The sequence below is a fragment of the Acinetobacter sp. 231_lipA genome (genome assembly GCF_058243005.1).
Genome location: NZ_JBZAYU010000001.1, coordinates 2194190 through 2219734 on the forward strand (window position 1 = coordinate 2194190; position 25545 = coordinate 2219734).

The window sequence follows — 25545 nt, forward strand, 5'->3', positions numbered from 1 at the left end:
TTATTTTTAAGTGGATGTTCATTTAAAAATTAAACAATCACATTCAACGTCACATCAATATTGCCACGTGTTGCATTTGAATAAGGGCAAACAATATGTGCTGCATCCACTAATTTTTGCGCTTCTGCATGCTCTAAACCTTCTAAGTGAATGTTCAAGGTCACTTGAATACCAAAGCCTGTTGGAATCGGGCCAATACCTACATCACCTTCGATATAAACATCAGGTGTAATTTTTAATTGGTCACGGTTAGCAACAAACTTCATTGCACCTAGAAAACATGCAGAATAACCTGCGGCAAAAAGCTGTTCAGGGTTCGTTCCACCACCTGCGCCGCCCATTTCTTTAGGAACGGTGAGTTTTACATCTAAAATTCCATCAGAAGAGGTTGCGCGACCATCACGGCCACCTGTCGCTTTAGCATGTGCTGTATAAACTACTTTTTCTAAAGACATTGTGATTCCCAGAATATTGTATTTGAGTTCTTATCCTGTCCTAAATTGCAGAAAGAATAAGCAGTGTTTTTGTAAATTTATACAGAGTGTGCTTACGATTAGGTTGAAGGTTTAGTTAATTAAAAATCAATGATATAGAATGCTATTATCGTTTTTTAACATTCGCAATCAGGGCTTGTCGATGTGAATGAAAACTGAGAGCGATTCGAGCGATTATTAATTTTTAAAGGTAAATAGAGTCATGTATTTTATGAGAGCTAGAGATACTCAATGAAAGAGCAGTAGTGAATCAATATGAAGTTTTTGTTCGAAGAATAACCTTGTTTTAAACGATCGCAGCGTGATTAAAACTGCACTAATTTTCGGTGTTGCATCAACGGCATGCTTTCACGGATTTGAACTTGTTCTGCCAAGTCAAAAGGTACAGTAATCAACTGCGCGCCTGGGTTAAGAATCAAATCCAAAACTTGACCACGGCTATTGGTTGCTGCTGCATGTCCCCAAGTTTGTCTCTTTTCACCATGCCAACCTTGTTGCGCTGCGCCTAACACGATGCTTTGGCTATCCATCGCACGGGCTTGTAATAATAACTGCCAGTGCATTTGCCCCGTGGTGTAGGTAAATGCAGCAGGAGCAGTCAAAATATTTGCACCACGCGCGCGTAAAGTTAAAGCCAATTCAGGAAAGCGTAAGTCATAGCAAACCATCAAGCCAATATTACCAAAAGGCGTTTTTGCCACAACGACATCTGTACCAGGTTCAAAAAACTTCGATTCTTGGTAGCCACCCACAGCATCGCCAACTTGTACGTCAAACAAATGAATTTTGTCATAACGTGCTTCAGTACGTTCAGGGCTAATGCAAAGACTGACTGTACGAACACGACCATCCTCAATAACAGAACCATCTGGACGGAACGGGCATGGGAGAGTACCCGCGACGATCCAGATCTGATATTGATGAGCAAGATTTTCTAAACGCTTTTGAATGTCTTCAAACTGTGCTGCGGTCTCACGTTGTTTGCCTGCGGCAAAACAAACGAAGTTTTCGGGGAACACAATAAGTTCAGCACCATTTGCTTTACTTTGTTGAATGAGAGACTCAATGACAAGAAAGTTTGCTTCAATGTCATTTTGAGAGTTCATCTGTACAACAGAAAGTAAAGTCATAAATGGGCCTACAAAATTTGTTGTTATGCGTTTTGTTGCTGTGACACTTGATCGAGGTTGTCTTGTTCTTTTTGCAACTGTTTGACCAAAGGTTCAAACATATTTTGATTACTTTGATTTAGTTCCATCAAAGTTTTATGTGCATCTAGTACGGTGTTTAACATATTACGATGTGTAATATGCTCTTCCATCAGTTCGAGGGTACAAACATTTGGATCGCCACAGTAGTTTAAAATCACAAAAACCTGCCCTAGCCCCATACTGTTGGCTAAGGTAGTGATATCAGAGTTGGTGGACAACATGACAGCTTGGATATTATGGATCTGTTTAAGCTTTAAGCCTAACTTTGCCAAAATGCCTAACACAGTGCTGTCGATGAATGTAGTTTGGGTTAAATCTACGATTGCACCAACAACATTTGACTGTTGTTCAATACGGTTTAAAAGTTTGTCTAGACTGATACAAGATTGGGCACGCACTTCGCCAATAAGCTTAAAAATATGCGTTCCATTCAAGCTTGCATATTCAACATGACCTGTTGACATATAAATGCCATTTGCAGAGAAGGATAGGAAATTATCCCATAGGGCAAATACTTACTCAAGTATCTAACAGTCTTAGAAGATAGGATATTGTAATAAGTTATTGATAATTTAGTTAATTCATTCGACGTAAACTTAATATAGCAATATCGTCTGCAACATGTTCTGGTGCTTCAAAGGATTGATTTTGCAAATGATAGACCAATTGTGTGAACTGATCATTCAGTCCGCCATTGAAGGGTTCGAGTGCGCCATCGGAACAAATAATGAAGCGGGCATGACGGTTGAGTACACATTCATGCTCTTCAACTTCCAGTTCTTCAGTAAGGCCTAAAGGAAAACTACTGGTATGTAATATTTTAGGAGCTTGATTTGGCTCAAAGATAATTGCGGGGGGGTAATGTCCTGCACTCGACCAACGAAGTTGATGGGTTTCGAGGTTTAAAATCCCTGCAATCATGGTGATGTGCTTTTCAATATTCTCTTGAACCAACATGCCATTGAGTTTCTTAATTAACCCACGCGGTGTTTTGGCACGACCATGAAAAGCCGCCATCCAAGAGGTTAATAAACTACTGGTGACCCCATGACCAGATACATCAGCCAAATAGAACATCACTTCTTTATCGCTAATTTTCCAATAATCAAACCAGTCTCCAGACAAATAAGCAGAAGGCTGAAAAAACGTTTCAACGGTGTAGTTTTGGAGTTCTATAGGATTTGGTAAAAGTCGCTTTTGTAATTCTGCTGCGGAAGGCAGATCGCGACTGTCTTGATTGCGTTTATATTGTGCATCAATTTTGAGTAAGGATTGTTGAGGATTGCTGGGGAGTTTATTCCACATCCAACCTGCTAAAGCACCGAGTTCCCAAGCTTGGGCTAAAGCACTACCTTCATTTTCAAAGGCAAGGACAATGGTAGGCAGTGTCCATTTATAATCTAAATAATCTTGGATATCGGCAATAGCAATAATAGTCGGGTCATAAAGATCAATGTCTTCTATGCGAATCATTTGCACACTTGGTAGTGTGTCTAGCACCTGTTCTAAATATGGAATATGGCGAGAAGGTTGAATGAAATACATAAAAAAAATGGCTTATCCTTAGCATTAAGCTATTGCTTTACTATAACAAGCAAATTACAGCTAGAGAAAAAAAATTCAACTCTAGCTGCAATACATTGTTATTCCGTATCTAGCATTTGATGCGATTCATTGGTTGATGGAGAGCTAGAAGAATCATCATCACCGACCTCATCAATAAACATTCCTTCAGCTTCTTGGCCTTTTTTCTCAGCAATAATGAAGTTTTTACGTTGTAAATAAATATCACGAATTGAGGAGTATTTGTCGCCTTGAATCGCACCTTCAATATCAATCAGTTGTGATCGTACATCAATACCACGTAAAGCCTGTTCCGCCCAATACAGGCCTTCTTCATCTTCTAATATGTATCTTTGTGGGCGCGCATAGCCATCAACAACCAAGCCAAAGCCATCACGGAAAGTACTTGGCCCAAAAACAGGAAGTACTAGGTATGGGCCAGATGGAACCCCCCAATAGCCAAGAGTCGTACCAAAGTTTTCATCTTCAGTTTCTAAACCTAAGCGCGAAGCAGGATCTGCAAAACCTAAAGTAGTTACCGTATTAATGGTAAATCGACCTAAAGTTTTTGCGGCACGGCCGGGACGACCTTGTATAAGTTGGTTTACCGCATTCCAAGGCTCACCGAGGTTTTTACGAAAGCCACTATAAGAGTCACGAATCGGAGAAGGGATCTTTTCTTTATATTCCACCGCAATTGGGCGAACGATCGCACCGTCTAAAGCATCATTGACGGCAAAAATTTGTCTATTTAAAGGTTGAAGCGGATCTTTTACATTATCAGGTTGTGCTGCATTGGCATCTACTTTTAAATCTTTTGCTTTAATATTCTTTAATTCTTTAAGCGAAGAAGATTGAGCTGTTTGCGGATCAGCACTGGTATCTATTTCGCTGGCAGCCGCAGGCGCTACATCTTCAGCAAATGCAAATGTTGTAAAGCCTACAAAGAGTAGACCAGCACATAAGTGGCGAATGTGTTGCATATAAAAGAGTTCCGGAACTTTATAATCAGCAGGTGAATTAAAAAAATAATGTTTTAACTATCTTAACAGCTCTTTATTGCTCATTGTTAAATCAAATTTTAAGAAATGTTAGTAAAAAACGCCATTTTGCTGAATAAATAAACAAGTGGAAGTTTTTTTATAAAAAATTGAATAAAGGGGGTTGTGTTGGTTTGGAAATACTGTAGAATGCACATCCATCGGCGGTGATGTTGATTAAAACCTGTTGAGAAACAAGGATTTAGCCCAAGCGGTAGAATCTGGAAGTCTTGAATAAGTTTAAAAATAATTAACAAAACTAGTTGACTTCTTCTTGAAAGAGAGTAGTATAGCCGACCTAGCTTGCTGATGACGAATCAGCAAGAAGATCATTAAGAGATTATGAAGAACAACTTGTGTGGATTTTTACTGATTGATCGATCGAAAATATTTCATTGATTGATGGTAAAAATTACTCGAAGTTTATTTGAGAAATATTTGTCAGAAAATTGATGAGCCAAGATTTGTAGCCATAAGCTACTAATGATTTTTAACTGAAGAGTTTGATCATGGCTCAGATTGAACGCTGGCGGCAGGCTTAACACATGCAAGTCGAGCGGGGAAGTATAGCTTGCTATACGACCTAGCGGCGGACGGGTGAGTAATGCTTAGGAATCTGCCTATTAGTGGGGGACAACATTCCGAAAGGAATGCTAATACCGCATACGCCCTACGGGGGAAAGCAGGGGATCTTCGGACCTTGCGCTAATAGATGAGCCTAAGTCAGATTAGCTAGTTGGTGGGGTAAAGGCCTACCAAGGCGACGATCTGTAGCGGGTCTGAGAGGATGATCCGCCACACTGGGACTGAGACACGGCCCAGACTCCTACGGGAGGCAGCAGTGGGGAATATTGGACAATGGGCGCAAGCCTGATCCAGCCATGCCGCGTGTGTGAAGAAGGCCTTTTGGTTGTAAAGCACTTTAAGCGAGGAGGAGGCTACTTAGATTAATACTCTAGGATAGTGGACGTTACTCGCAGAATAAGCACCGGCTAACTCTGTGCCAGCAGCCGCGGTAATACAGAGGGTGCGAGCGTTAATCGGATTTACTGGGCGTAAAGCGTGCGTAGGCGGCTTTTTAAGTCGGATGTGAAATCCCTGAGCTTAACTTAGGAATTGCATTCGATACTGGGAAGCTAGAGTATGGGAGAGGATGGTAGAATTCCAGGTGTAGCGGTGAAATGCGTAGAGATCTGGAGGAATACCGATGGCGAAGGCAGCCATCTGGCCTAATACTGACGCTGAGGTACGAAAGCATGGGGAGCAAACAGGATTAGATACCCTGGTAGTCCATGCCGTAAACGATGTCTACTAGCCGTTGGGGCCTTTGAGGCTTTAGTGGCGCAGCTAACGCGATAAGTAGACCGCCTGGGGAGTACGGTCGCAAGACTAAAACTCAAATGAATTGACGGGGGCCCGCACAAGCGGTGGAGCATGTGGTTTAATTCGATGCAACGCGAAGAACCTTACCTGGTCTTGACATAGTAAGAACTTTCCAGAGATGGATTGGTGCCTTCGGGAACTTACATACAGGTGCTGCATGGCTGTCGTCAGCTCGTGTCGTGAGATGTTGGGTTAAGTCCCGCAACGAGCGCAACCCTTTTCCTTATTTGCCAGCGGGTTAAGCCGGGAACTTTAAGGATACTGCCAGTGACAAACTGGAGGAAGGCGGGGACGACGTCAAGTCATCATGGCCCTTACGACCAGGGCTACACACGTGCTACAATGGTCGGTACAAAGGGTTGCTACCTAGCGATAGGATGCTAATCTCAAAAAGCCGATCGTAGTCCGGATTGGAGTCTGCAACTCGACTCCATGAAGTCGGAATCGCTAGTAATCGCGGATCAGAATGCCGCGGTGAATACGTTCCCGGGCCTTGTACACACCGCCCGTCACACCATGGGAATTTGTTGCACCAGAAGTAGGTAGTCTAACCGCAAGGAGGACGCTTACCACGGTGTGGCCGATGACTGGGGTGAAGTCGTAACAAGGTAGCCGTAGGGGAACCTGCGGCTGGATCACCTCCTTAACGAAAGATTGACGATTGGTAAGAATCCACAACAAGTTGTTCTTCATGACGATGTATCTGAGGGTCTGTAGCTCAGTTGGTTAGAGCACACGCTTGATAAGCGTGGGGTCACAAGTTCAAGTCTTGTCAGACCCACCAAATCTGACTAACAAGCATTGTTAAATGCTGAATACAGAAAAACAGAGACATTGACTTATTGATAAGCTGGGGACTTAGCTTAGTTGGTAGAGCGCCTGCTTTGCACGCAGGAGGTCAGGAGTTCGACTCTCCTAGTCTCCACCATATATTGTTCTTCAATATATAAGCTAAGAAGTTAGATTATAGAAATTAGTAAGAAGTAGACATTAGTTTACATTTTATTAACTTCTGTGATTTATCACAGTTTCCTGACCTGACGAAGGCTGGAAAAATCATTAACAGAATATATTTGAGTTGAAATAATTTGTTCATACTCGTTTTAGTTAACTTAACAAGCAATTGTTAACGTTGAATGAAATGAGTTACTAGCGAAATTAACTGAATCAAGCGTTTTGGTATGTGAATTGAATTGAAGCTGTACAGTGTTTAAGTGCACAGAGCAACAAACTGTAAGGAAGTGATGAGAAATCATCATAGACTGTCTTAATCCTACTTGTAGGGATTAACGACTGTTTGGGGTTGTATAGTCAAGTAATTAAGTGCATGTGGTGGATGCCTTGGCAGTCAGAGGCGATGAAAGACGTAATAGCCTGCGATAAGCTCCGGGGAGGCGGCAAATATCCTGTGATCCGGAGATTTCTGAATGGGGAAACCCACCTGTCATAAGGCAGGTATCGTATGATGAATACATAGTCATACGAGGCGAACGAGGGGAAGTGAAACATCTCAGTACCCTTAGGAAAAGAAATCAATTGAGATTCCCTCAGTAGCGGCGAGCGAACGGGGAAAAGCCCATTAAGTCATATCAGTTTTAGTGGAATGCTCTGGGAAGTGCAACCATAGTGGGTGATAGTCCTGTACACGAAAGGGCTGATATGATGATGTCGAGTAGGGCGGGGCACGTGAAACCTTGTCTGAATATGGGGGGACCATCCTCCAAGGCTAAATACTCCTGACTGACCGATAGTGAACCAGTACCGTGAGGGAAAGGCGAAAAGAACCCCTGTGAGGGGAGTGAAATAGATCCTGAAACCGCATGCATACAAGCAGTGGGAGCCGACATGTTCGGTGACTGCGTACCTTTTGTATAATGGGTCAGCGACTTACATTCAGTAGCAAGGTTAACCGCATAGGGGAGCCGTAGAGAAATCGAGTCTTAATAGGGCGTTTAGTTGCTGGGTGTAGACCCGAAACCGGGTGATCTATCCATGAGCAGGTTGAAGGTTGGGTAACACTAACTGGAGGACCGAACCCACTGTCGTTGAAAAGCCAGGGGATGACTTGTGGATAGGGGTGAAAGGCTAATCAAACTCGGTGATAGCTGGTTCTCCCCGAAAGCTATTTAGGTAGCGCCTCGGACGAATACCATTGGGGGTAGAGCACTGTTTCGGCTAGGGGGTCATCCCGACTTACCAAACCGATGCAAACTCCGAATACCAATGAGTACTATCCGGGAGACAGACTGCGGGTGCTAACGTCCGTAGTCAAGAGGAAAACAATCCAGACCGCCAGCTAAGGCCCCAAAATTATAGTTAAGTGGGAAACGATGTGGGAAGGCATAGACAGCTAGGAGGTTGGCTTAGAAGCAGCCACCCTTTAAAGAAAGCGTAATAGCTCACTAGTCGAGTCGGCCTGCGCGGAAGATGTAACGGGGCTAAAACTATATGCCGAAGCTGCGGATTTGCAATTTATTGCAAGTGGTAGGGGAGCGTTCTGTAAGCCGATGAAGGTGTATTGAGAAGTATGCTGGAGGTATCAGAAGTGCGAATGCTGACGTGAGTAACGACAATGCGAGTGAAAAACTCGCACGCTGAAAGACCAAGGGTTCCAGTCCAACGTTAATCGGGGCTGGGTGAGTCGACCCCTAAGGCGAGGCCGAGAGGCGTAGTCGATGGGAAATTGGTTAATATTCCAATACTTCTATGTAATGCGATGAGAGGACGGAGAAGGTTAAGTCAGCCTGGCGTTGGTTGTCCAGGTGGAAGGTTGTAGGCATGTATCTTAGGCAAATCCGGGGTACTGTATGCTGAGAACTGATAGCAAGCTGTACTTGTACAGTGAAGTGGCTGATACCATGCTTCCAGGAAAAGTCTCTAAGCTTCAGTTACATAGGAATCGTACCCGAAACCGACACAGGTGGTCAGGTCGAGTAGACCAAAGCGCTTGAGAGAACTCTGCTGAAGGAACTAGGCAAAATGGTACCGTAACTTCGGGAGAAGGTACGCTGCCGACGGTGATAGGATTTACTCCTTGAGCTATTGGCAGCCACAGAAACCAGGCCCCTGCAACTGTTTATTAAAAACATAGCACTCTGCAAACACGAAAGTGGACGTATAGGGTGTGATGCCTGCCCGGTGCTGGAAGGTTAATTGATGGGGTTAGCGTAAGCGAAGCTCTTGATCGAAGCCCCAGTAAACGGCGGCCGTAACTATAACGGTCCTAAGGTAGCGAAATTCCTTGTCGGGTAAGTTCCGACCTGCACGAATGGCATAATGATGGGGGCGCTGTCTCCAGCAGAGACTCAGTGAAATCGAATTCGCCGTGAAGATGCGGTGTACCCGCGGCTAGACGGAAAGACCCCGTGAACCTTTACTGCAGCTTGACATTGAACTTTGATCTTACTTGTGTAGGATAGGTGGGAGGCTTTGAAACCGAGACGCTAGTTTCGGTGGAGCCAATCTTGAAATACCACCCTGGTAATATTGAGGTTCTAACTCTGTCCCGTTATCCGGGACGAGGACCATGTCTGGTGGGTAGTTTGACTGGGGCGGTCTCCTCCTAAAGAGTAACGGAGGAGTACGAAGGTGCGCTCAGCGTGGTCGGAAATCACGCGTAGAGTATAAAGGCAAAAGCGCGCTTAACTGCGAGACCCACAAGTCGAGCAGGTACGAAAGTAGGTCTTAGTGATCCGGTGGTTCTGTATGGAAGGGCCATCGCTCAACGGATAAAAGGTACTCTGGGGATAACAGGCTGATACCGCCCAAGAGTTCATATCGACGGCGGTGTTTGGCACCTCGATGTCGGCTCATCTCATCCTGGGGCTGAAGCAGGTCCCAAGGGTATGGCTGTTCGCCATTTAAAGAGGTACGCGAGCTGGGTTTAGAACGTCGTGAGACAGTTCGGTCCCTATCTACCGTGGGCGTTGGAAATTTGAGAGGATCTGCTCCTAGTACGAGAGGACCAGAGTGGACGAACCTCTGGTGTACCGGTTGTGACGCCAGTCGCATCGCCGGGTAGCTATGTTCGGAAGGGATAACCGCTGAAAGCATCTAAGCGGGAAGCCTACCTCAAGATAAGATTTCCCTAGGACTTTATGTCCTCTAAAGAGCCGTTGAAGACTACGACGTTGATAGGTTGGATGTGGAAGCATAGTGATATGTGAAGCTGACCAATACTAATTGCTCGTGAGGCTTGACTATACAACACCCAAACAGTTGGTGTTGTGGTTCAAATCACTGCAAACAACTTGATTTAGTTATAAAGCTAGATAAAATATCCAACTCAAATATACCTGTTAATAACTCATTTGATGAAAGTTAGGCACGAAGAGCACTGCTCTGAGGTTAGACCCAACGAATAGTCATAAACAGTTGTGCTGGCGACAATAGCAAGAGTGAACCACCTGATCCCTTCCCGAACTCAGAAGTGAAACCTCTTAGCGCTGATGGTAGTGTGGAGTTATCCATGTGAGAGTAAGTCATCGCCAGCTCATTAATTCTAAATCCCCCTCCGCTAATCGCTGAGGGGGATTTTTTTATGCAAGGAAGGTTAAAATAATAAATGAATCAATCGTCCAATTGAGATTTATCGTAATTAAATAAAACATCCTAAATAGTCATAATTATTATTTAAATGAACTTTTCTATACTTATTTTTCTTTTTTACTATCAGTTAATTTTTACTATCAACTAAATACTATATTTTTATCTAATTTAAATTAGGCCTTTATTGTTAATTATTATTTTATTTCATATCAGAAAGACAAGTGTTAATGGTTGGTTTTATTTATTTTTAATGCGAATTAAATCATTTATTTAGACTAATGTTGAATTTTTATATCACTATAAATTGTGTGAATATAACACCAAATTACTTTGGTGAATGACTTCAGTTTGGGCTGAATTAGCACATTATAAAAACTGAAGGGCGCTAGTTAAAGTGCAATGAAACAATAGCTCATAGGAGGTGAATAATGTCAGCTAAAGCAGTTAATGTGAATGATATTATTGATCGTGCAAAATTTTCGGGTTTCCATTTTCAAGTTGTTGCTTGGTGTCTGCTAATTATTTTATTTGATGGTTATGATTTGGCAATTAATGGTGTGGTATTGCCATTATTAATGGAAGACTGGGGCTTAAGTGCTGTACAGGCGGGTATGCTTGCAAGTACTGCTTTAGCAGGCATGATGTTTGGTGCAATGATATTTGGCTCTTTGGCGGATAAAATTGGTCGTAAAAAAGTCATTATGATCTGTATTGTACTTTTTAGCGGGCTTACCTGTGCAGGTGGTTTTGCATCAAACCCAACGGAATTTGCAATTCTCCGTTTCCTTGCGGGACTAGGAATTGGTGGAGTAATGCCAAACCTTGTTGCGCTGACATCTGAGTATGCACCACAAAAAATGCGTAGTACCTTAGTAACCACAATGTTTAGTGGTTATGCTGTGGGTGGTGTAATGGCTGCATTACTAGGTGCGTGGTTTACTCCAAGTTTTGGTTGGCAAATTATGTTCTTTATTGCGGGTATTCCTTTGTTGTTGTTACCAGTTATTTGGAAGTTTTTGCCCGAGTCTTTGACTTTTATTGTGCAACAAAACCGTCAAGTGGAAGCACGTAAAATTGTTCGTCGTTTAGCACCAACAGTAACGGTAAAAGAAGATACAACTTTTGAGTTGCATCAGGTTGATGTGCCAGAGTCTGCAAATGTTGTGAGCTTATTTAAACGTGGGCGTGCGGTAAATACCTTATTGTTTTGGGTGGCGTTCTTCACCTGCTTACTGACAATGTATGCTTTAAGCAGTTGGTTGCCGAAGTTAATGATGGCAGCAGGCTACTCAATGGACAATAGCTTGATGTTTATGATGGTGATGAACATTGGTGCTGTGATTGGTATTGTGGGTGGAGGGATCTTGGCTGATCGCTTCCATTTGAAACCTGTGCTGATGTGCTTGGGCATGATGGGTGCTGTTGTAATGAGCTTGATGGGCTTCCAATCGAATCAATTCCTTTTATATATTTTAGTATTCTTGGCGGGTGCTGCATCAATTGGTTCGCAAATGCTGCTTTATAGCTATGTCGCTCAGTACTATCCACTTGCTGTTCGTTCAACGGGGATTGGTTGGTCGTCTGCGATTGGTCGTATGGGTGCAATCATTGGACCAATTTTAATCGGAAGTTTGTTAGGTATGAATTTACCTGCTCACTTTAATTTTATTGCAGTGGGTTTGCCTGTGTTGATTACTGCTATTGCGGTTGCACTGATTATGCATGAAGATGAATCTGAAAAGATTGGTGCAAGTCAGCCTGCGATTTCGAAAGCTTAAGAGTCATTTAATTGAAAGCCTCCAAATTGTGGGGGCTTTTTGTTATATTCTTTTAATCTTAATAAATTAAAAGAAATTTAAAAAATGAGTTTTTTTGAAACGATTGGGTTGGGACTTTTAACAAATTTTCTGAGTGACCTTTTAAAGAAAAACTCAAGTTTAAGATGAACAGGACTGATGTAGATAAAATCGCTGATCGCTTAAATTTAGTTTTGTCATTAATGAATGAAGGACGAGATGAAAAATTTACTGTAGCTCAGTTTAGTAAAATTTTAGAATTAAAAAAAGTAGGTGATTTAGAGAAGTACTTTATAAATATTGAAGAACCAGAGTTAGAATTTTTAGAAATTTTTTCCCAAACATTTGCAATTAATTATGAGTGGTTAACAGAAGGAAAAGGACATCCGTTTAAGTGCGATCAACAAATTTATATAAGTATTTACGATTGCTTAGAACGCATTGATCAAATAAAACCATTTATTATTTATTTTGTAAGATCCCAAAATTTGCGTGGTGAAACTTGTATTCTATTAGAAGTTAGAGAGCATCATTTTATTGTTCTGAATAGCTATATCCATTTTAGTGAACAGGTTGGACTTGGTGGAAGTTGTGAGCTGGTAGCATTTAGGAAATTAGTGATGGAGTTAATTTTAGTACGTAAATATATAACTAAAGGTGTGATTGTTTCAGATCAAAACTTTAAAAAGTTGTATAAAGGGGAAATTCATCCGAAAGTTGCGTTAATGGCACGTAAGGGTAAATTTGAACATTGGCATGATGATTTTACTGATATTTATAACCAAAGATATGGTTATCGGCATCATGGTAAGTATGATAAGAACTTTAAAGATGGGCAGAGTAAAACTTGAAGTGCGACATAAAACCACCTAATTAATTTAAAGGGTTTATGGAGTATATAAAATTGTCATACCATCATCTTAACTTTGAAGATCGTACTGCATTAATGCTTGAGTCAAGAAAAGAAGGCTTTTCAGCCAGAAAATTTGCTGAACTCATTAAAAGACATCCTAGTACGATCTATCGTGAGCTTAAAAGAAATAGCATCAATGACGTTTATCAAGCTCAATATGCTTCTGATAACACCTTCGCTAGACGTAGACGTGGTCACATAAAACTCAAAATCGATTCAATCCTCTGGAAATTTATTGTTGAAGCGATCCGTTGTTTATGGTCTCCTCAGCAAATAGCAAAGCGTTTAAAGAGATTTCCTGATTTGGATCAAACAATGAATGTAAGCCATACAACGATTTATTCAACGATACGAGCATTACCAAAGGGTGAGCTGAAAAAAGACTTACTATCCTGTCTGCGACATGAAAATAAAAAGCGAAAAGCTAACGGTGAACCTAAAAAAGATTCTATATTACAGGATATTAAAACTATTCATGAGCGCCCAACCGAAGTTCAAGAAAGAAAAATACCGGGTCATTGGGAAGCCGATTTAATTAAAGGTAAAGACAATAAAAGTTCGATAGCAACACTTATTGAACGAAATACACGGCTCTGTATCTTGGCAACATTACCTGATGCAAAGGCAGAATCAGTGCGCAAGGCTTTAACTGAAGCTCTGAAATATTTACCCGCAGAACTGCGTAAAACATTGACCTATGACCGTGGACGTGAGATGTCAGAACATAAAATCCTCGAAGAAGATTTAGGCATAGATGTATATTTCTGTGACCCACATTCGCCATGGCAGAAAGGCACATGCGAAAATATGAATGGTTTAATTAGGCAATATTTACCTAAAGGGATTGATTTAAACCAGGCAGATCAGCATTATTTAAATCAAGTTGCCATGTCACTGAATACTCGTCCTAGAAAAGCGTTAGATTGGCTTACACCATTAGAGAAATTTGCTCAGCTTGTTGATTATCATAAGGCTTTTGAAACTGTCGCACCTCATGTTTGAATTCGCCATGCATTTAATATTGTGAAAAATAATATTGAAAAAAATGGAGAGCTTTAATATTTGTTGACCACAGAGTACTTTATGCATTTAATAAATCCAAAGCTTTGGAATAAAATATATGAAACTCAACTCATTCTCCCCAATTCCTGAAAACGATGATGAACTGCATTTACCTGAACTGGTGTATTGGGCATCTTTAGGTGAACTCGCTGAAGTAGAAAAAAGTCTCGCCAATGGTGTAGATGTGAACTCGACAGATGATGAAGGCTATAGCGCACTTCAAGCGGCGGCTGAAAATGGCTATCTAGATGTAGTGAAACTACTGGTTGAAAAAGGTGCGAATGTCGACTACAAAGGTGAATACACAGCGCTTCAACTGGCTGAAATGGCAGAACAAGTAGAAATTATTGAATATTTAAAAAGTCTGTAACTTTTAAAAATGAATAAAAGAGCCTGCTCAATATCAGGCTCTTTTTGTTTTATGGAGTCTTAAACGGACGAATTGGATTCAAGTTCTTTCAATATTGCTTTATTAAAAGCGGGAAGGTCTTCTGGATTGCGTGAACTGATGAGTGTCCAGCCACTTGCATAACATGTGTGAACGGCCTCATCGACCCATATAGCACCTGCATTTTCCAGATCGAGTCTTATATTCTTATGCGAAGTCAGATGCTTAGTTTTAATCTGTTCAGCTTTAATCAAAACTAAAGGTGCATGACAAATCACAGCTATCGGTTTGGCTTGGTTGCTAAAACTTTGGATAATTTCGAGCGCTTTGGGATGTTGGCGTAATAAATCAGTATTAACTGTACCGCCGGGGATAATCAGCAAGTCGTAGTCGTCATAATGAACATGATCCAAATCGACGTCTGGAGGATAGCTTGCTGCCGATTCTGAGTCCATTTTAACAGTTCGAACTTCGCTAGCTTCAATCGCGGCATGAATGCATTCTATGCCTTTGGACTGTAGAAAATGGAGAGGCTGAATTAGCTCATCATGTTCTACGCCTACATTTGAGGTTATGAACAATACTTTTTGAGTCATATAAACCCCCTAAAAAATGTCTATGCTTTAGCCTAACAAAGCAGAATGATTCAGATGTTTTGATTTAACGGACTCTTGTAAGTAAGTGAAAGCAGCCGATGTAGTGTTTCGTGTAACTTTAGTCTGTGTGAAGGTATTAATGATCCTTTTCAATAATTGATATGCACTAAGAACATCCATAAAGTCTAAAACTATGTAGGAAATGAAAAAACAATCTGCTCAAAAAATGTAGGTTTTTTGAATTTTCTATGCTATAAAAAATAAAACGGCACAAAAATTGCTTATAAAGCGTGCTTTAAAAATAGTTGTATTGACGAGTAGGGTTTTATGAAGTTATCGGTTGGATTGAAAGTTTCGAACTCTTTGTCGCTAACCCCCCAATTACAACAAGCTATTCGATTGCTTCAATTATCGAGCCTTGAACTTGAACAGGAAATTCAGATTCAACTCGACAGCAACCCGCTCTTAGAAAAAGTAGAAGAACAGTCATCTATCGAAAGCTTATCCAGTGTGCAAGAACAAGAACAGGATAAGAAAGATTTGACCAACGAACTCAACGCCGACCATTTACCCGATGATTTACCAGTCGATACCGACTGGGATGATGTCTATACGCATCAACCGACCAGTTTGGGCGCAGCAGAATTTGAAGAACGAGAAGATAATCGCCAAGGTCATTTGGGCTTAAAAGAGCATATGTTGGAGCAAATCAATCTGTTGCATTTTTCGCAAGTAGATATGTTGATTGCTTATTGCATTATTGACTCTTTGGACGATAAAGGTTTTTTAGACAGTGATATTTCAGAAATAACGACTTCAGTTCAACATCTTTTAACAAACATGGACTATGACGACGAAGTCGAAGATGACGAAGTGGTTGTGGTGCTCAAGCATATTCAGCGTTTAGACCCACTTGGCGTTGGGGCGCGGAATCTTGCAGAGTGCTTAATGGTACAGTTGGAAGCCTTGCCGATGCAGACCGCGTGTCGAAATGATGCTATGAATCTGCTGAAAAACTATGAACTATTGATCAGCAATGAACTAGCGAAACTGATTAAACAAACGGGTTTAAATCAAGAGCAGCTCAAGTGCGCGGTTGATTTATTGAAAACGCTAAAAGCGCATCCAGGGCTTGAGTTTGAAGATAAAGACTCAGATTATCAAATTCCTGATGTCGTAGTAATGAAGAAAAACGAACAATGGCAAGTGGCTTTAAATCCTGATGTGATGCCAAAACTTCGTGTGAACTCGTTTTATGCCAATATGATTAAGCGTGCTGATCAAAGTGAAGATAATCAGTACTTACGTAATCAAATGTTGGATGCGAAGAACTTTATTAAAAGTGTCGATGAACGCCATAAAACTTTACTGAAAGTGGCGACGTGTATCATTGAACATCAGCGTGCATTTTTAGAAATTGGTGCTGAAGGGATGAAGCCTTTGGTACTTCGGGATATTGCAGAAGAAGTTGAATTGCATGAGTCGACCGTTTCTCGGGTGACCACCAACAAATATATACTGACGCCACGCGGCTTGTTCGAGTTGAAATATTTCTTTTCAAGCCATGTGGGGACTACGTCAGGCGGTGAAGCATCTTCAACTGCAATTCGCGCCAAGATTAAAAAATTGATTGCTGAAGAGAATGCACGTAAGCCTTTGTCTGATAACGCAATTGCCAATCTGTTAAAGGACGATGGAATTGATGTAGCGCGTCGGACAGTGGCAAAGTATCGTGAATCGTTACATATTCCGTCATCTTCTGAACGAAAAGTCTTGATCTAAAATTTAAAATCTGACTATTCTAGAGGTTCATTATGACAACATAATGAACCTCTTTTTTCTTTAAGGAATAGCGAAAATGATTTGATGTTTCTATGCGCGCTGGTTATTTTGCAGTCATTAAATCGTCTTAGCTTTTCCTCATTAATCCTAATGAAGGTGAGGGATAGATATATGCAAATAACAATTCGTGGACATCATTTGAGCATTACCCCAGCTATTGAAGATACCATTCGCTGCAAATTTGCAGAAATGACCAAGCATATTGATCAGGTGAACAGTATGCAGGTGAAATTAACCAAGGATCATCAGGTCGATAAACATACTAAAAAAGGCAGTAGCAATCATATTGCAGAAGCAATTATCCGTTTGCCGGGCATTGAATTTTTTGCTCAGGCTTCAGCAGATGATATGTATACGTCGATTAAAAAATTATCAGAAAAACTAAAAAGACAGCTCGATAAGCACCGTAAAATGCAGCAAGTTTACCAACCGATCGCCATTTAGTTTGATTTTTATGCAAAAAGAGGTTTTTTAAAACCTCTTTTTTTATATATAAAGTGTGCGGGTTTATGATTTATTTTTCAGATTTATAGTAAAATGGCAGGTTTTTACACCGTTGGTCCTATAAGAGGTCTTTGTGATGAATAGTGAACAGCTCACTGAAATTTTAAAAGCTGCTTTTCCTGAAGCTGAAGTTGCAGTTAGTGGGCAAGGCGGAAAGTTTGACTTACGTATTGTCGACGACCAATTCGAAGGCAAACGTCCTGTTGCACGTCAGCAAGCTGTTTATGCACCATTAAATTCTTATATCGCAAGTGGCGAAGTGCATGCGGTGACTATTCGTGCAATGACTAAAGAAGAATGGCGTAAAGCAAGCTTATTCGGAGCTTAAAATTAGATGGATAAATTTTTAATTCAAGGTGGCACTAAGCTCGAAGGCGAAGTTCGTATTTCGGGTGCTAAAAATGCTGCCTTGCCGTTGCTTGCAGCAATGATTTTGCCTGAAACCCCAACCAAGCTCACCAACGTGCCGCATTTAAAAGATGTAAATACCTTGGTGCAGTTGATTGGTGGTCTAGGCATTACCATGACCTACGAAGGCGACACGGTTACTGCGGATACTTCAACACTAGATAATCAGTTTGCACCGTATGAGCTGGTGAAAACCATGCGTGCATCTATTTTAGTGCTGGGTCCATTGGTGGCGCGCTATGGTAGTGCAAAAGTATCTTTGCCGGGTGGATGTGCGATTGGCTCGCGCCCAGTCGATCAACATTTAAAAGCTTTAGAAGCTTTAGGTGCAGAGATTGAAGTTGAAGCGGGTTATGTACACGCTAAAGTTGATGGCCGTCTGAAAGGTGGCGAAGTTATTTTTGATATGGTGACCGTGGGTGGCACCGAAAATATCTTAATGGCTGCGGCATTGGCCGAAGGCGTGACTACGATTCGTAATGCGGCACGTGAACCTGAAATTACGGACCTTGCGAAAATGTTGATCGCGATGGGTGCAAAAATTGAAGGATTAGACACAGATACCTTAGTGGTAACAGGTGTTGAAAAACTACATGGCTGTGAATACGCTGTGGTTGCTGACCGTATTGAAACAGGTTCGTATTTGGCTGCTGCGGCCATTACTGGTGGTCGTGTAAAAACCACACATACTGATCCAACTTTGATGGAATCGGTCTTAGAAAAGTTTGAAGAAATGGGCGCGGAAGTGACCCGTGGTGATGATTGGATTGAACTGGATATGATGGGTAAACGCCCGAAAGCAGTGAGTTTCCAAACGCTTCCACATCCTGATTTCCCAACTGATATGCAAGCACAGATTATGGCGGTCAATGCCATTGGTCGTGGTTTTGCCACCATTTCTGAAACGATTTTTGAAAATCGTTTTATGCATGTACCTGAATTGTCACGTATGGGTGCCAATATTCAGGTCGAAGGTAATGATGCTGTCGTGACGGGTGTAGAGAAACTTTCTGCAGCACCTGTGATGGCAACAGATTTACGTGCTTCTTTCTCTCTAGTGTTAGCTGCACTTGCTGCTGATGGTGAGACGCTGATTGATCGTATCTATCATATTGACCGCGGTTATGAAGATGTCGAAGCGAAATTACAAGGTATAGGCGCCCAAATTAAGCGAGTAAGTTCATGAGCGATATGAGAAACGATGATCCAAATTTTGATGTAATGGGCAATTTTGATCATGGTTTAACATTGGCATTGAGTAAAGGTCGTATTTTAAAAGAAACCCTGCCTTTACTTGAAACGGCTGGAATTAACTTACTGGAAGATCCTGATAAGTCACGTAAGTTAATTTTCCCAACCACCCATAAACAAGTCCGTATTTTAATTTTACGTGCTTCTGACGTACCCACCTATGTGGAAAATGGTGCGGCTGATATTGGTGTTGCGGGCAAAGACGTGCTTATGGAACATGGAGCACAAAACGTTTATGAACCACTCGATCTAAAAATCGCAGTATGTAAACTGATGACTGCAGGCAAAGTTGGCATGGAGCGTCCCAAAGGGCGTTTAAAAATTGCCACTAAATACGTAAACTTAACCCGTCAGTACTATGCAAGCTTAGGTGAGCAAGTCGATGTAATTAAGTTGTACGGTTCAATGGAACTTGCACCGTTGGTGGGTTTGGGCGATTACATTGTTGACGTGGTCGATACTGGGAATACTTTACGTGCCAATGGTTTAGAACCTTTGGAAGAAATTTGTAAAGTGTCTTCACGTCTGATCGTGAACAAGGCAAGTTTCAAACGTAAGCAAGCATTGTTAAACCCAATTCTTGCACAGTTAGAAACAGCAGTCGCTGAACGTGAAGCGTTAAAAAACAAATAAGTTGATCTTTTTTGTTTAAAGAAACCGCTATCGATGATGGCGGTTTTTTTGTACCTGCTCATTTTTTAATATTTTTATTGGATTGAAATACAATAGGATTGAATTTGGGCCAGTTGATTCAAATTGTTAAAAGTATAGACATCACAAGCAGAAATTCGGGATGTCTGCTGGGTGTCATGAAATTGCGCTTCACCTTGAACAATCACATGATGACCCGTTTCATGAATTGCTTGAATATGGAACTCATGTGCGACGGTCGAAAAATAATGTTCGATAGACTGGCAATGCTTGAGCACTTGATCAAAACCTGACAGCTGTTGTTCACCTACAATTTCCCATGTAATGGTTTGTGAAAAATGCTGTTGGATTCGGCTAAATTGCCCCGTTGAAAAGTAGGTGGCTATGTCCGTGAGGGGCATCTCGTTTTGCCTGTTTTTTAGTCATGTTTAATAATTCTAGTTTAAAAATCATAGTCACATTCATTTCCCGATGAAGTTAAAAGTAATTTTTCATTACACTCCGTGTTTAGCTGGAGGATTGTTGCCCACAAAATACAGGAAACAAGGTAAACTAAAGCTTCCCTTTATTTTCATTGTGGATAAATTGATGCGACGTTTATCGACTCAAGATCAGAACTTTAAACAAGTCTTTGCTGATTTGTTGGCTTTTGAAACCGTGAGTGACCCAGAACTTTTAAAAACCGTAGATCAAATCATCGCTGATGTTCGTCAGCATGGTAATGCTCATGTTCTTAAACTCACTCAACAGTTCGATCGACATCCCGCGCATCAATTCTCAGATTTAGAACTGACCCAAGAACAATTAAAAACCGCTTTTGAGGGTTTGAGTACCGAAGTCCGCGAGGCGTTAGAGCTCGCTGCAAACCGTATTCGTGAGTTTCACCAAGCGCAAAAACAAGAAGGCTGGACCTATGTGGATGCCTTGGGGAACACACTTGGGCAAAAAGTAACGCCTTTAGATCGCGTTGGTATTTATGTGCCGGGTGGTTTGGCATCTTATCCGTCGTCTGTACTGATGAATGCTGTGCCTGCGCATGTGGCGGGTGTGCCTGAAATTATTATGGTGGTGCCTGCACCAAATGGTGAGTTGAATCCATTGGTATTAGCATCCGCTTATTTGGCTGGTGTCAGCCGTGTCTTTACCATTGGTGGGGCACAAGCGGTTGCGGCTTTAGCCTATGGTACAGAAACGATTCCAGCGGTGGATAAGATTACGGGGCCGGGCAACCGTTTTGTCGCGGCTGCGAAACGTGCAGTATTCGGACAAGTCGGTATCGACATGATTGCAGGGCCATCTGAAATTTTAGTTTATGCTGAAGGCGTGAATAACGCACAGTGGTTGGCAATGGATTTATTGTCCCAAGCTGAACACGATACTGTGGCGCAAGCAGTGTTTATCACATCGGATGAACAGCTGTTAAATGAAGTAGAACTGGCTATTGAAGCGCATTTGCAAGCGTTACCTAAAGCGGAGATTGCGCGTACTTCAATTGCCAATCGTGGCGCATTAGTGCTTGTGAAAGACCGCGCTGAAGCAGTTGAGCTGATTAATCAAGTGGCGCCTGAGCATTTAGAGCTTTGCCTAGACGAAGCGCAGGAAATGGCTGAACATATTCGCCATGCCGGTGCGATTTTTATGGGGAGATATACCCCTGAAGCGATTGGTGATTATTGTGCAGGCCCGAACCACGTGTTACCTACCTCGGGTACGGCACGCTTTTCTTCGCCGCTGGGTGTATACGATTTCCAAAAGCGTTCAAGTTTGATTATGTGCTCTGAGCAAGGTGTGAAAACTTTGGCGAAAACCGCAGATATATTAGCGCAACAAGAAAACTTAGATGCGCATGCGCGTTCGGCACGTTATCGTTATCAATAATATAAATTTAGATCCCTCATTTGTTCAGTAATGAATGTTCCTCTCCCTATGGGAGAGGTTAGGAGAGGGGAAAATATTGAATTCAGTTTGGGACATCATAAACCTCTCCCAAACCCTCTCCTAGAAGGAGAGGGCTTATATAAAAGTAAGTTGAGTGCATAAATGAGATAGACAATGTTTAACATTACTACAGAACAAATGCGTTTTTGGAGTCCTGAAGTACGTGCATTAGAACCGTATGTGCCAGGCGAACAACCGAAAATTCAAAATTTATTGAAGCTCAATACCAACGAAAACCCATATCCACCCTCACCAAAAGTGGTGGAAGCTGTTCAAGCAGTCTTGGCAAACTCAGCAGATGTACTGCGTTTATATCCAGATCCAGATGCTTCTGCGTTAAAGCAGGCGATTGCGAAACAACAAAATGTTGCTGTTGAAAATGTCTTTGTTGGCAATGGTTCAGATGAGGTCTTAGCGCATATTTTTAAAGCTTTTTTTGTGCAAAAGCTGCCTTTACTTTACCCTGATATTACCTATAGCTTCTATCCTGTTTATAGCCAATTCTTTGGGGTCAAAACCAAAATTTTACCACTCAATGATGACTTTGAAATTGTGGTGGATGACTATAAACAAGCCAATGGCGGCATTATTATCACCAATCCAAATGCACCAACCAGTATTGATATTGGTTTAGCTGCAATAGAAGCAGTGCTTCAGGCCAATCCAAATTCAGTGGTGGTGATTGATGAAGCTTATGTCGACTTTGGTGCTGAATCGGCAGTCAGTTTGGTGGAAAAATATGAGAACTTGGTGGTGTGCCAAACCACGTCTAAGTCTCGCTCACTGGCGGGTTTACGTGTTGGTTTTGCGATTGCTCAACCGCATTTGATTGCGGCACTTGAAGCGGTGAAGAATAGTTTTAACTCTTATCCAATGGACCGTTTTGCGATAGCTGCTGCGGTCGCTTCATTTGAAGATCAAGCTTATTTCGAAGCACAAAATCAAAAAGTAATTCAAAGCCGTGAACATTTGGTTGAACAATTGACCGCACTGGGCTTTAACGTTTTGCCATCAAGTGCCAACTTTATCTTTGCATCATTACCTAGCAAAGATGCAGGTGAATTAGCGGCTGAATTACGTGAACAAGGCATTATTGTGCGTTATTTCAATAAACCGCGTATTAACCAGTTTTTACGTATCACGGTTGGAACTGATGAACAAAATCAACGCTTAGTCGATACATTGAAAAATGATATTTTAAAATAAACTTTCAACAGTTGTGATCTTTGAAAAGTGAACCTTCACTGATGTGAAGGTTCACTTTTTTATTTTGGTGGTTATTCAGCGTCCGTTTGCACAAAAGTATTGAGTAAATTAAGCAGTGCTGAGACCTTGTCAAAGCACTCTTGGTATTCAGCTTCACACTCTGATGCAATGGTAATTCCACCGCCAGCCCAAAGTGAAACCTCATCTTGGAATTTTTGAATGGAACGAATCAGAATGTTCCAAGAACCAGTACCATCGAAATTAAAATAACCCATTGAGCCACAGTACGCTCCACGTGGTGCACCTTCGAGTTCTTCAATAATCTGCATTGCTCGAATTTTAGGTGCACCTGTAATAGACCCGCCAGGTAGAGCAGAGAGCAGCACATGAAAGGGATGAACTTCTGCTTTAAGTGTTGCTTCGACTTCGCTGACCATATGATGGACTTGCTTAAAGCTTTCAATATTAAACAGTTTAGGTGTTTTGACTGAGCCCGTTTCTGCGTAAACGCTCAAGTCATTACGCAGTAGATCGACAATCATCACATTTTCAGCTTGGTCTTTTTCCGAAGCCATTAAGCGTTGTTTAGATTGTTCATCTAAGACTGGATCTGCAAAGCGCGGCATGGTGCCTTTAATCGGCTTGGTAATGATTTTTCGATGAGCTTGAAAATCAATAAACAACTCGGGTGAACAACTTAAGAGTTCAAAATCATCGATACGGAGATACCCCGAGTAAGGTGCATCGGTCAATTGCCAAAATGCTTCGACTGCACTTAGGAGTCGACCATGTGCCTTGGCTGTGAACTCTTGTGTCAGATTGATTTGATAGCAATCCCCAGCTTTGATGTATTCCTGTACTTGCTGAAAGGCTTGTTTGTATTCGGTTTTAGTCCAGCGTGCTTGGCAGATCGATGCGAGTTGGAGTGGATGGCTTAAGGCCGATGGCTGGAATAAATACGATTCAATTTTGCGATAAATGTGTTCAGCTTGTGAATCACTACTGCAAAATAGCCAGCCTGCATCAGTCCATTGTAGATAACTGCTGTATAAACCTAAAAATAGGCTTGGCTGTGGCTTAATTTGAACAGGAACGTGTTGCTGGGCGGCATAATCATAACTGACGAATCCAATGAGTCCGCCACTAAAAGATGCTTCTTTTTGTTCTGAGTTTGGCTGAATATTACTGGAAATGTCTATTTCTTTGTCATCGTGGATGTAACAAAAATCCTGAGTGCGTTGAAAGAAAAAGTGCTGGTTTTTTTGAAAAACTTGATAACGCTCGGGTAAAAAAGCAATGACAGGTGCATCGACATTTTGTAAATAGACTAACTGTGTGAGCTCATTCAATGCCTGTAGTATATGAGATACAGAGAGGCTTGAATCACAAATTATCTTTTTAAATGATTGGCTTAGAGTCATGCTAACGCAAATAGGATTAAAAAATTCAGGCTATTTTACCTCATTGTACGTGTACGCATAGAGGAAATACCGTTTATCGGTAAGCTATGGATTGCGACCAACAGCAGTTGATCAAAAAATCACTCGCATATAACTTAGTTCAGGCAATGAAGTCACTCAAGGATAGATGTTAATACTGGGTCAAAATAAAAAAAGCAGTAGTTAACATCGAGTGATTGGTATCACAAAAATAAAGTTCTTAGGAGAGGAACAAGATGAAAATTATTACTAAACTTGCTTTAGTTTCTTCAATGGCAATCAGTGCAAATGCGATGGCAATGCAAGCAATGGATGACGCTTCGCTCAGTGCCGCTACAGGTCAAGATGGTCTAAATATCGGTATCGGTATTTCTAAAATCGAAATTGGTAAGGTTTTTGTTCATGATAATGATGGTTTAGCGACTACATCTCTAGGTGGTACTTCAACTGCTGGTGCTATCGTTATCCAAGGTAATGGTATAGCGGGTGATACGCTGGAAAATCACGGTATTGTTATTGGTGCGAACTATGATAATGCAGGAGCATATTTACTTCCATCTCGTAACTTAGCTGATTTGCAAATTGACATAGATGCAAACGGTGGTAATGCATTTATTAACATTGCAGCTCAAGTGTCTGGTCTAGATATTAATATTGGTCAAATTGGTGTCGTGGCTTCGGCTGATATGCCAGCAACTGGTGCAACTTCTATCCGCCGTGGTGGTACAGGTACGGTGAACCCGATTCTAAGTGGTTTATCACTGAAAACAGGTCCAATGTCTGCAAACATCCAACTAGGTGCTGCACCGCAAGGCGCAATGATCCAATTAAGCGCGACCATGGTTGGTGGTTTAGAAATTAAAAACTTGGGGATCTTAGATAACTCAACCAAAACAACAACGCGTGCTGCAGGTGAAATCTTTGTTGAAAGCATTAAAGTTGCAGATGCGAATTCACTTGACTTAACACTGAATCAAAAAATTAGTGTGATTGGTGAAGAGGGTGCGAATAAGGGCTATATCCGTATGATTAGCACAAGTGGCGCGCACGATACTTATGTAAAAGGTGTGCATTTGGGTAGCCGTGATGCTGCATCCATTGGTGATGTAGAAGTTCAAGGTATGCAAACTTACTTTAGCCCAGCTGCTGGTGTGTATATGCCAGGTGCTGTGATTACTATTTCTGGTCACTAAAATTAGCCTTTAAGAAAGCGCGTGAATTCACGCGCTTTTTTTCCAAAATATATTCATAAAAAATGCAAAAAAAGACTATTTTTTTTAGATAAAACACAGTATCTTCTTGAATGTATGGA

The 25545-nt window shown here is 41.5% G+C and carries 20 protein-coding genes, 2 tRNA genes and 3 rRNA genes; 17 read left to right on the forward strand and 8 right to left on the reverse strand.

The annotated features are described in order from the left end of the window. Positions 1-29: 29 nt before the first annotated feature. The 5 genes from AC4CUX_RS10705 to AC4CUX_RS10725 form a co-directional block, all read right to left on the reverse strand. Complete coding sequence (locus tag AC4CUX_RS10705) at positions 30-455, reverse strand: organic hydroperoxide resistance protein (protein ID WP_078388700.1); 426 nt, start codon at positions 453-455, stop codon at positions 30-32. Positions 456-799: 344 nt separating this feature from the next. Next, positions 800-1624, reverse strand: coding sequence for a carbon-nitrogen hydrolase family protein (locus AC4CUX_RS10710; protein ID WP_114836808.1), 825 nt, complete (start codon positions 1622-1624; stop codon positions 800-802). A gap of 23 nt (positions 1625-1647) precedes the next feature. Beyond that, the gene (gene gigB, locus AC4CUX_RS10715; RefSeq protein ID WP_087011570.1) at positions 1648-2169 is read right to left on the reverse strand and encodes an anti-anti-sigma factor GigB; all 522 of its coding nucleotides are present in this window, start codon (positions 2167-2169) and stop codon (positions 1648-1650) included. A gap of 112 nt (positions 2170-2281) precedes the next feature. Next, the gene (gigA, locus tag AC4CUX_RS10720) at positions 2282-3250 is read right to left on the reverse strand and encodes an RsbU family protein phosphatase GigA (RefSeq protein ID WP_078388698.1); all 969 of its coding nucleotides are present in this window, start codon (positions 3248-3250) and stop codon (positions 2282-2284) included. A 98-nt stretch (positions 3251-3348) separates the two neighbouring features. After that, on the reverse strand, positions 3349-4251 hold the full coding sequence (locus AC4CUX_RS10725; protein ID WP_201950093.1) for an MlaA family lipoprotein: 903 nt from the start codon (positions 4249-4251) through the stop codon (positions 3349-3351). A gap of 548 nt (positions 4252-4799) precedes the next feature. On the opposite strand from AC4CUX_RS10725, the gene AC4CUX_RS10730 reads away from it, so the two are divergent. From AC4CUX_RS10730 to AC4CUX_RS10770, 9 genes are all read left to right on the forward strand, one after another. Then, positions 4800-6337: ribosomal RNA gene (locus AC4CUX_RS10730) — 16S ribosomal RNA — on the forward strand. A gap of 61 nt (positions 6338-6398) precedes the next feature. Then, positions 6399-6475: transfer RNA gene (locus AC4CUX_RS10735), tRNA-Ile, on the forward strand. 68 nt (positions 6476-6543) lie between these two features. Then, positions 6544-6619, forward strand: a tRNA-Ala gene (locus tag AC4CUX_RS10740). Between the two features lie 381 nt (positions 6620-7000). After that, positions 7001-9894 (forward strand): 23S ribosomal RNA (locus AC4CUX_RS10745). Between the two features lie 175 nt (positions 9895-10069). Further along, positions 10070-10184: ribosomal RNA gene (gene rrf, locus AC4CUX_RS10750) — 5S ribosomal RNA — on the forward strand. Together the 16S, 23S and 5S rRNA genes with 2 tRNA genes alongside form the textbook arrangement of a ribosomal RNA operon. Before the next feature lie 483 nt (positions 10185-10667). Next, positions 10668-12017 carry an aromatic acid/H+ symport family MFS transporter gene (locus AC4CUX_RS10755; protein ID WP_201950094.1) on the forward strand — a complete coding sequence of 450 codons (1350 nt, stop codon included), beginning with the start codon at positions 10668-10670 and terminating at the stop codon, positions 12015-12017. A 164-nt stretch (positions 12018-12181) separates the two neighbouring features. Then, a complete protein-coding gene (locus tag AC4CUX_RS10760) occupies positions 12182-12886 on the forward strand; it encodes a hypothetical protein (RefSeq protein ID WP_201950096.1) in 705 nt (234 codons plus the stop codon). A 38-nt stretch (positions 12887-12924) separates the two neighbouring features. Further along, positions 12925-13950 (forward strand): IS30-like element ISAba125 family transposase, encoded by a 1026-nt coding sequence (locus AC4CUX_RS10765; RefSeq protein WP_490792318.1) that lies wholly within the window; start codon positions 12925-12927, stop codon positions 13948-13950. Positions 13951-14068: 118 nt separating this feature from the next. Continuing rightward, positions 14069-14380, forward strand: a complete 312-nt coding sequence (locus AC4CUX_RS10770; protein WP_201950099.1) for an ankyrin repeat domain-containing protein — start codon at positions 14069-14071, stop codon at positions 14378-14380. A 59-nt stretch (positions 14381-14439) separates the two neighbouring features. Here the strand turns inward: AC4CUX_RS10770 and AC4CUX_RS10775 are convergent, their stop codons facing one another. Continuing rightward, complete coding sequence (locus AC4CUX_RS10775; RefSeq protein WP_201950101.1) at positions 14440-14994, reverse strand: DJ-1/PfpI/YhbO family deglycase/protease; 555 nt, start codon at positions 14992-14994, stop codon at positions 14440-14442. 327 nt (positions 14995-15321) lie between these two features. Between AC4CUX_RS10775 and AC4CUX_RS10780 the strand changes: the two genes are divergently transcribed. The 5 genes from AC4CUX_RS10780 (at position 15322) to hisG (ending at position 19632) form a co-directional block, all read left to right on the forward strand. Further along, positions 15322-16776, forward strand: coding sequence for an RNA polymerase factor sigma-54 (locus tag AC4CUX_RS10780; protein ID WP_201704244.1), 1455 nt, complete (start codon positions 15322-15324; stop codon positions 16774-16776). A gap of 171 nt (positions 16777-16947) precedes the next feature. Beyond that, positions 16948-17280: a ribosome hibernation-promoting factor, HPF/YfiA family gene (gene hpf, locus AC4CUX_RS10785; RefSeq protein ID WP_004695021.1), complete on the forward strand. Its 333-nt coding sequence runs from the start codon at positions 16948-16950 to the stop codon at positions 17278-17280. 136 nt (positions 17281-17416) lie between these two features. Further along, positions 17417-17668 carry a BolA family iron metabolism protein IbaG gene (ibaG, locus tag AC4CUX_RS10790; RefSeq protein WP_004695019.1) on the forward strand — a complete coding sequence of 84 codons (252 nt, stop codon included), beginning with the start codon at positions 17417-17419 and terminating at the stop codon, positions 17666-17668. Positions 17669-17674: 6 nt separating this feature from the next. Next, positions 17675-18934 (forward strand): UDP-N-acetylglucosamine 1-carboxyvinyltransferase, encoded by a 1260-nt coding sequence (gene murA, locus AC4CUX_RS10795; protein WP_005400214.1) that lies wholly within the window; start codon positions 17675-17677, stop codon positions 18932-18934. After that, entirely contained in the window at positions 18931-19632 is a 702-nt protein-coding gene (hisG, locus tag AC4CUX_RS10800; RefSeq protein WP_004984172.1) for an ATP phosphoribosyltransferase, read from the forward strand. Before murA ends, hisG begins: the two co-directional genes overlap by 4 nt. A 74-nt stretch (positions 19633-19706) precedes the next feature. On the opposite strand, the gene AC4CUX_RS10805 is transcribed toward hisG, so the two are convergent. Next, on the reverse strand, positions 19707-20051 hold the full coding sequence (locus AC4CUX_RS10805) for a nuclear transport factor 2 family protein (protein ID WP_201950103.1): 345 nt from the start codon (positions 20049-20051) through the stop codon (positions 19707-19709). A gap of 175 nt (positions 20052-20226) precedes the next feature. On the opposite strand from AC4CUX_RS10805, the gene hisD reads away from it, so the two are divergent. Next, positions 20227-21528: a histidinol dehydrogenase gene (gene hisD / locus AC4CUX_RS10810; RefSeq protein ID WP_201950106.1), complete on the forward strand. Its 1302-nt coding sequence runs from the start codon at positions 20227-20229 to the stop codon at positions 21526-21528. 174 nt (positions 21529-21702) lie between these two features. Next, positions 21703-22794, forward strand: coding sequence for a histidinol-phosphate transaminase (gene hisC / locus AC4CUX_RS10815; protein WP_201950109.1), 1092 nt, complete (start codon positions 21703-21705; stop codon positions 22792-22794). Between the two features lie 71 nt (positions 22795-22865). Here the strand turns inward: hisC and AC4CUX_RS10820 are convergent, their stop codons facing one another. Beyond that, positions 22866-24215 carry an anthranilate synthase component I family protein gene (locus AC4CUX_RS10820; protein ID WP_005400209.1) on the reverse strand — a complete coding sequence of 450 codons (1350 nt, stop codon included), beginning with the start codon at positions 24213-24215 and terminating at the stop codon, positions 22866-22868. Between the two features lie 254 nt (positions 24216-24469). On the opposite strand from AC4CUX_RS10820, the gene filA reads away from it, so the two are divergent. Continuing rightward, on the forward strand, positions 24470-25426 hold the full coding sequence (gene filA, locus AC4CUX_RS10825) for a putative pilus system protein FilA (protein WP_201950110.1): 957 nt from the start codon (positions 24470-24472) through the stop codon (positions 25424-25426). Positions 25427-25545 lie beyond the last annotated feature (119 nt).